The 264-nt window shown below is 55.3% G+C and carries 1 pseudogene; it reads right to left on the minus strand.

What is annotated here, in order from left to right:
• Positions 1-264, minus strand: a pseudogene (gene nuoA, locus FN960_RS24245) (NADH-quinone oxidoreductase subunit NuoA); the annotation flags it as partial.

Genomic DNA, 264 nt, shown 5'->3' on the forward strand with positions numbered 1-264 from the left:
GGTTCATACGCTCGCGGCGTGAACGCGCGGGCGTCCAGTCCAGCGCGCCAATACGCACCAGATAAACCAGACCTGCCAGTAACACAAAAATAAAAATTGCAGCTTCCACAAAGCCTACCCAGCCGCTTTCGCGGATAGAGGTCGACCATGCGAACAGATACAGCGCTTCAACGTCGAAGATAACGAAGAACATGGCCACCAGATAAAACTTGGCGGACAGGCGTAAGCGGGCGGAGCCGACCGAGTCGATACCGGATTCAAACG

The organism is Alkalicoccobacillus porphyridii (assembly GCF_007293315.1).
Lineage (GTDB): Bacteria > Bacillota > Bacilli > Bacillales > Bacillaceae_D > Alkalicoccobacillus > Alkalicoccobacillus porphyridii.